Source organism: Marinilabiliales bacterium (genome assembly GCA_007695015.1).
Taxonomy (GTDB): domain Bacteria; phylum Bacteroidota; class Bacteroidia; order Bacteroidales; family PUMT01; genus PXAP01.
On the sequence record REEN01000117.1, the window covers coordinates 1 to 6,916 of the forward strand.

The 6,916-nt window shown below is 53.7% G+C and carries 7 protein-coding genes; 1 reads left to right on the forward strand and 6 read right to left on the reverse strand.

Annotated features, from left to right (window positions below; all coding sequences use genetic code 11):
- On the reverse strand, positions 1–1,035 hold a 1,035-nt coding region (locus EA408_13805), incomplete at its 3' end, for a hypothetical protein (GenBank protein ID TVR68176.1).
- A 415-nt stretch (positions 1,036–1,450) separates the two neighbouring features.
- On the reverse strand, positions 1,451–2,230 hold the full coding sequence (locus tag EA408_13810; protein ID TVR68170.1) for a radical SAM protein: 780 nt from the start codon (positions 2,228–2,230) through the stop codon (positions 1,451–1,453).
- 170 nt (positions 2,231–2,400) lie between these two features.
- Here EA408_13810 and EA408_13815 point away from each other — a divergent pair, with 170 nt between their 5' ends.
- A complete protein-coding gene (locus EA408_13815; GenBank protein ID TVR68171.1) occupies positions 2,401–2,826 on the forward strand; it encodes a hypothetical protein in 426 nt (141 codons plus the stop codon).
- Between the two features lie 62 nt (positions 2,827–2,888).
- Here the strand turns inward: EA408_13815 and EA408_13820 are convergent, their stop codons facing one another.
- The 4 genes from EA408_13820 to EA408_13835 form a co-directional block, all read right to left on the reverse strand.
- Positions 2,889–3,524 carry a hypothetical protein gene (locus tag EA408_13820; protein ID TVR68172.1) on the reverse strand — a complete coding sequence of 212 codons (636 nt, stop codon included), beginning with the start codon at positions 3,522–3,524 and terminating at the stop codon, positions 2,889–2,891.
- A gap of 6 nt (positions 3,525–3,530) precedes the next feature.
- Complete coding sequence (locus tag EA408_13825) at positions 3,531–4,400, reverse strand: DUF4296 domain-containing protein (protein ID TVR68173.1); 870 nt, start codon at positions 4,398–4,400, stop codon at positions 3,531–3,533.
- On the reverse strand, positions 4,357–5,322 hold the full coding sequence (locus tag EA408_13830; GenBank protein TVR68174.1) for a type IX secretion system membrane protein PorP/SprF: 966 nt from the start codon (positions 5,320–5,322) through the stop codon (positions 4,357–4,359). The genes EA408_13825 and EA408_13830 overlap by 44 nt, the downstream gene beginning before the upstream one ends.
- A gap of 1 nt (position 5,323) precedes the next feature.
- Positions 5,324–6,916: hypothetical protein (locus tag EA408_13835; protein ID TVR68175.1), on the reverse strand; the 1,593-nt coding region annotated here is incomplete at its 5' end.

The window sequence follows — 6,916 nt, forward strand, 5'->3', positions numbered from 1 at the left end:
TTCAGCCTTTCCTGTCATTGAAACTTTACCGGCCTCTGCTTTCTTCAGGATCTCGGGCAGCCTTTCCTGCGCCAGTTCATCCTGGCTGATCACCCTGAAATATCCTTTCGCCGACAGCCACCTGCCGAGATATTCCTGCTCGGTCTGTCCGGGTGTCGGCACCATCACCGCCTCCCTGCCTGCAACCAGCAGGTCGCATACCGTGCTGTACCCGCTGCGGCACACAACCAGGCCGGACATCTCCATTGCCTCCAGCAGTCCCCCTGAATCAAGAAACGGAACAACATGAAGATCACCGTCGGCTTCGGTTTCTCCGAAACACATATCCCCTTTCGCCAGGTCCTGCTGAACACCCTTCAGCCCCGCTGCGGCACCCTGGGCTGCCGTTTCCAAACAGCGTTGCCTTTCATAAGTTGATCCAGCCGTATCCGTGGCCGGAAAGCGCCTTTTGTCCGCCGCATCCGGCAAACCCTGTACAAGGAGCGCCCTGATACCCGAACTGCGCATCATATCCCTGACCTTCCGTTCAAACAGCGTCCGGCCGGGTTCCGGGCCCGACAGCACAAAAAGAATTCGGTACTTTCCGGAAGCCGGGGACCGGTATCCATCAGCTACCCTGAACCGGCTGAGGAGTCCGACAAAGAAAGCTGCCTGAAGCCGTTCCCAGCCCCTCACCAGCTTTCCTGCCACCGGTCCGCCCGGGCAGTCAGGTATCCAGCACTCGTCAAACCGGCCCACCATCCTTCTCACCATCCATGCAACAGAGCCTTCAAACACCTTCATCAACGATGGAAGCGAGGGCCTCAGCTGGTGGGTTATAATAACCGAATAAACAGAAGGATGCACCACTCCGTAACGGTTATCGGAAACAACTATCCGGGCCCCGTACAATGAGACAAGACGCGACAGTTCATTTCTTTCACGCCCGATATGCAGCAGAAATGAGGGCAGGCGGACCATGAACCTGAGCAGGGGGAACCGACCGTGCCATGAAACCCTGAACCCCGGGAAACCGGTCACCTCGGGGCGAAGCATTTGTCCGACTGGTGCAGCGCTGCTTATACTGAACTCCCTCTCAATCAATTTCCTGCCTCCTCCTTCAGCAGCCACCACCACGCGGCATCCGGCATCAAGGAAGGCCCTGATCACGGGCACACACCGGGAAGCGTGGCCCAGGCCCCAGTCCATCGGGCAAACCAGCACAGTCAACTTTGCCATAACGGCAAGATACTAAAAAACGGCAAGCTGCAGCAACAGGAGGATTGATGGAAGGCGGGGCGGGCGAAGAATGGCCGAAGGCGGTATGGGGGTGGCCCTGGCGGGGCGGGCGGAGTATTGCTGAAGCCATGATTGGGGTGGCCCTGGCGGGGCGGGGTAGAGATCTTCGAAGGCGGTATGGGGGTGGCCCTGGCAGGCCCGGGCGAAGAATGGCCGAAGCCAGGTTTGGTGATCAATATGAAACCTGGACCCGGGGTCCTGTCTCCCTTACCTTTGCGGCAATGTTGTCGAGCTCTTCCGGCGGCACCTTGTAAAGACCCTCCGAAGGTGTATCCCTGGCTATGGTATATACCATCACCATTTCAGGCTGCAACCTTTCAACCAGCTTCAGCCAGTCACCCACCTCACCCGGCGAGGCATTATCGATCTCAACACCATTATAAACACCCCTGACAAAAAGCGTCTGCAGGATGAACCGGCCATTGAACCGGGCTATATTTTCAATCGTCCTGTCCAGGCTGAACCCCTCTCCAGGCTGGTTAAGCAACCGAACCGTAGCTTCCCGGGCCGAATCTATCTTCAGGATGTTCTGGTCAACCTTTGCGAGTGCTTCAAAAACAGAAGGATCATCAAGCATGGTGGCGTTGGAGAGAACAGCTATAAGCGCATTGGGAGCCAGCCGGTCACGGATCTCCAGGGTGTCATTTATAACACCGGCAAATTCAGGATGCAGGGTAGGCTCCCCGTTGCCGGCAAAGGTAATGGTATCGGGCTTTTCACCCATGGCAGCCATGCCATGCAGTTTTTTCTCAAGCTCCTCCTTTACCAGTACCCCTGGAGGAAACCCTTCCGGTTCATAAGGCCCCTCATTGGTCCAGCCGCATTCGCAGTAAATACAGTTGAAGCTGCACCATTTCCTGTCACCGGGCAACAGGTTTATGCCGAGTGAAACACCCAGCCGCCTGCTCCTTACAGGTCCGAATACAACACGGTCAAACAGGAATGTAGCCATCCGAATTTAAATTGGAGGCGAACATAAGGCTTTTTTTTAAAAAAACAGAGCGGCTTGTGCTGAAAATGCATCGCCGGGCAGCAGTTTGCCCCTTATGATAATAATCATTGTATGCAGTTATATTCAGTGTAATTTTGCAATGGTAAGAAAAACCCTCATAACCTAAAACGATGTCAGGAACCATTTCCCCGGAACCATTTGTTTGGAAAGACGAGTACAAGGTCGGAGTTAAGGCTATAGATGAGCACCGAGAGAAGTTTTTCGGCATTATCAACAACCTCAAGAAAGCAATTACAGACAAGGACTGCCAGGTCGAAGTATCCAACGTCTTTTTCTCACTGGTACATTACGCCGAGCATTACCTCATCAATGAGGAGATATGGTTCAAGGAATCGGGTTATCCTGGTTTTTCAAAGCACAAAGAGAGCCACAACAATTTCATAAACAGGATCATCCAGTTCAAGGAAGAATATCAGCAAGGAAAGAAAGAGGTTTGCGAAGATATGTACTTCTTTCTCGAGAACTGGCTCATCAACCACATACTTCACTATGACACAGAAGCGGTGGAGTGGCTCAAAAAGCAGGGATTAAAGTGACCCTCGCCAGGTAAACGGCACAACCTTTTTAATCACCGCCGGTATTACCATCATTTCATAGCTCAGCATATTCGTCGCAGCCGGCTCCCCTGGAGCAGCCTCATCCGTTGCAAATCCGCACCCTCGATAATATTCAGTCCGCTTCTCTTACCCGGCTCAATTGTTCCGGCCTCTCCGTCAAAACCGGTCGCCAGGGCACCGTTCAGCGTTGCCATGGAAATCAGCTCCGTCAGTTCATATTCACGACGGAACTGCTGAAGCCCGGTCATGACCTGCAACAGATCCATCCTGCCATAACCTGCCAGCACCGGTAATCCCGGTTCACCCCACAGCAGCACACCGGTGCCTGAACCTTGCCTGAACAGCTTTTCAAAGCTATTCATATCACTGTAAACGGCATAACTGACACATCCCCCGTAGCGGCCCTGCCACAAATTCCTTTCAGGCGCCACTGTGGTACCGGCAACCCTCACACCGCGCGTCAGGAGCCAGTCCCCGTCGACCTTTTCACCGCACATCACATCAACCAGGCCCGGCACAAGGATGCCGCTGTAGTACTGTACCCCGGCGATTTCATCGAAACCCGGACTCCCGCGGGAGACAGAAACCACCGTGCCGTCACCGTCAACCTCAACCACAGCGTTCCTTCGCGGTGGCGATGACACCGGGAATACAATGCTTGCTGCTATCCTGGGCATAATAAATTATCTCTCATCAAAATCGGGCATCTGCTGGTAGTAGAGCCGTATATTCTGTATTTCGGCCGACCTCTCGCCCTCTGCATAGCGGTTTGTCATATCGAGCACCCGTCCCTGCACGTGGGTGACATCAGGATGCAACAGGTCGCTTGAGATATCAACCTGCCGGGTCCTGCCGTCCTTTCTCAGTGTGAAGGTCCTGAACTCCTGGATGTACCCCTCTTCAGTTCCGTCATCCTGCAGGAACCAGATGCTTACACGGGGATTCTCGGCAATATCATCTTCTTTCAGTCTTACCTGGGCACTGAAAGTATAGGTACCCAGTCCCACCACAGGGATGCTGAAGCTCACAAACCTGTTGGTATCGGGACCCGGGAACATGTATGACGACTCAAGGTCCCAGATGTTCCTGCGCACTATCTGGGCAGAAGGGCCGTCCTGACCGGTATCAGGCATTTCCCTGCCCGTCATCTCAGCTTCGGCAAGCTTCCTGTTTAGCTCGTCGATTACCCTGTTGTAGATCATCTCGAACTGAGGGGGGTGAAACGAATAATAGTCCAAAGATTTCCGGAAGATTTCCCTCGTTACACCGTGTCTTTCGAATACCGGGCTGTAGTAGTCGATCGTATCCTGTTCGGGGGTGAAAATGGTGGTGGTAACACTACCCGTTACAGTATAGATACCTTCATAATAGTGCATATCAACCAGCAGGTCGATAAATTCTGACTGCCTCATCACATCCTTGCCCGGCGGGCCTTGTGGGTGAGAGCTGCATCCGGCAGACAGCAGGGCAGCAATTAACAGAATAGCAGAAAAAGTGATGCCGGGAGATTTATCTCCTGACAGGGTTAAAGCGCATACCAACAAAAATCTCATGCGAACCAGAATTGTGATGACGAATTGGTGAAAAGCTCATGTCATAAGAATAACCGAAATGGAACCTGTTTTCGTGTGTATACCCCACAAGAAAAGATACCGCATCCCTCGACCTGAATGAAACACCAAGCCAGAGAAGATCCTGGTAGTGCGCCCTCAGGTTGATGTCAGCCTGCACAGGCGTGGGTGCTGAGCCTCTCACTATGACAGATGGTTCAATTGCAAAGTCCGGTCCGACAAAATACCTGTACCCCCCGGTAAGGTAAAAATGCGCCCTCAGCCTGTTAAGTCCGGTACCCTCATCAAACAGGTTCAGCTTATTGGTAAAAAGCTGGTGGGCCGAGAAGCCCACATGAAAATCCTGCCCGTAAAGGTACAGGCCAAGCGTGGCATCGGGTGAGAATGCAGAGGCAACAGTATTCTGCAGTGCCGGGTCTGACGGGTCTTGCAGCACTATCTTTGAACCGTCAACCCTGTTCTGCAGGATTCCCGCCGACAGTCCCATCGAGAGCCTTACATTGCCCCAGGCCGGCAGGTTGTAGGCATATGACCCGTACAGTCCGTTCCGGCTTGTGGGGCCGGTCGCGTCATTGAAAATGTAGCCCCCGAAGCCCATATCCCTCTCCGAGTGAGGACCATAAACACTCAGGCTGTTGGTTTGCGGCGCATCGGGTATGCCTATCCACTGGAACCTGTTATTCAGACGCACCTGGTAATAATTATGCGTTCCCGCCTCGGCAGGGTTGAAAACGTAACTGTTGAACATAAACTGTGTATAAACAGGCAACTGTTGGGCGGTTAACCCTTGTTGCAGGCAGAGAAGCATGAATGCCACCACTGTCACATTCAATATGTGAGAAAGCCCGCGCTTCCGCGGAAGCGAACATCCTGAACCAACCATATCTCTCAGTATCCTTCTCATGCTACCTCACTATCGTTACCGGTCCCGTCACCGGCCTTGTTCCGAATTGATCATTAAGCGTTATCACAAAGTAATAAGTGCCTACAGGCAGAACACGGCCATTGAATGTGCCGTCCCAGCGTTTGTCATCGCTGTACCCCTGCGAGTAGAAAACCCTCTGGCCGCTCCTGTTGAAAACCTCGACGACTATATCGGGATAATCCTGTGCGTTGCCGATCTCAAAGTAGTCGTTTATGCCGTCATCGTTCGGTGTGAAGCCCGAAACCGGATGAACCGGCCGCACTATGTCGATAAATATGGAGTTGGACTCGATACAGCCTTCAGCCGTTTCTCCAAAAACAAAATAGGTGGTCGGCTCGTTAACAGTGGCCGTCGTTACCGGTCCGCTCAACGCACTTAGTCCAGTCCCCGGCGCCCACTCATAATTTACAAATTCGCCTCCTCTGGCTTCGAGCGTGATCGCGCTTCCCTGGAATATGACCGTATCGTTACCAATCCATATACCCTGAAGCGGGTGCAGATCGACCATTATGGCAGCCTCTGCCACACATCCGTTCTCGTCGGTCACCTGCAGCGAATAGGTTGTTGCCTGCGTAGGAGAAACGACCGGGTTGGCTACCGGGGCAGGATCGGCGCCGGGCGAGGCTGTCCAGCTCCACACCACCGATGAGCCGCTCTGCTCAAGCAGGGGTTCAAGCTCATACTCCTCGTCGTGGCATATCGCTGCAGAGCCGGGAAGCGATACTTCCAGCAGGTGCTCATAACCAACTGAGGCGGCAACCTCCAGTTCGCAACCGTTCTCATCGGTAATCAGCAGCCCGTAATCACCCGGACCCAGGCCGGAGATGCCGGGATCTGTGGCTCCGGTGGACCATAAGTATGTATAGGGAGCGGTACCACCGGTTACCTCTGCGGCAGCCGCACCGTCATGGCTCAGACTGCTGCACCAGGCATCGGAAACGGTCAGACCGGCGTTAAGCGGGTCAGGCTCGGCAAGCACTACCGTCTCTAGATAGAGATACCCCATGGCATCCCTTACAACCACCTCGTATGTGCCGGCCGCCAGTCCCTCAAAATTACCGGAATCAAAGAATGTTGTTCCACCGTCGATCGAATATTCGAACGGCTCGTTGCCATCGTCAACAGTGATCGTTATAAACCCGTCGGCATAGCCATGGCAGGCCGGGCCGGCGAAGCCTACCGTTGCATCGATCAGCGATATTACGTTCACGCTCACAGTGGTATCAGCCAGGCAGCCATTGTCATCGGCAACCACGACCTGATAAACTCCCTCACCGAGGTTTTCAAAACCATTGCCGTCCTGCCATGAGTCGCCGTTGTCGATGCTGTATATATAAGGCGGGGTGCCGCCATCTGCCATGATGGTGATGCTTCCCGTTTCATCGTCCTGGCCGGCCAGTATATCTTCTGTCACTACTTCTGTTATAATCAGCCTGGCTGGTTCGGTGAGCGTCACCGTTTGCAGTAGCATCCTGCAGTCCGGGAAGGCTTCATCGCGCATCCACACCTGGTAAGTGCCGGCAGCAAGTCCGGTAAAGGAGGTCGCCGACTGCCACGTTGCGCCGTCATCAAT

Excerpts from the sequence above, each read along its gene's own strand:
- EA408_13820 (TVR68172.1), bottom strand. The coding sequence starts at position 3,524 with ATGCCCAGGATAGCAGCAAGCATTGTATTCCCGGTGTCATCGCCACCG.
- EA408_13815 (TVR68171.1), top strand. The coding sequence starts at position 2,401 with ATGTCAGGAACCATTTCCCCGGAACCATTTGTTTGGAAAGACGAGTAC.
- EA408_13825 (TVR68173.1), bottom strand. The coding sequence starts at position 4,400 with ATGAGATTTTTGTTGGTATGCGCTTTAACCCTGTCAGGAGATAAATCT.
- EA408_13830 (TVR68174.1), bottom strand. The coding sequence starts at position 5,322 with ATGAGAAGGATACTGAGAGATATGGTTGGTTCAGGATGTTCGCTTCCG.
- EA408_13810 (TVR68170.1), bottom strand. The coding sequence starts at position 2,230 with ATGGCTACATTCCTGTTTGACCGTGTTGTATTCGGACCTGTAAGGAGC.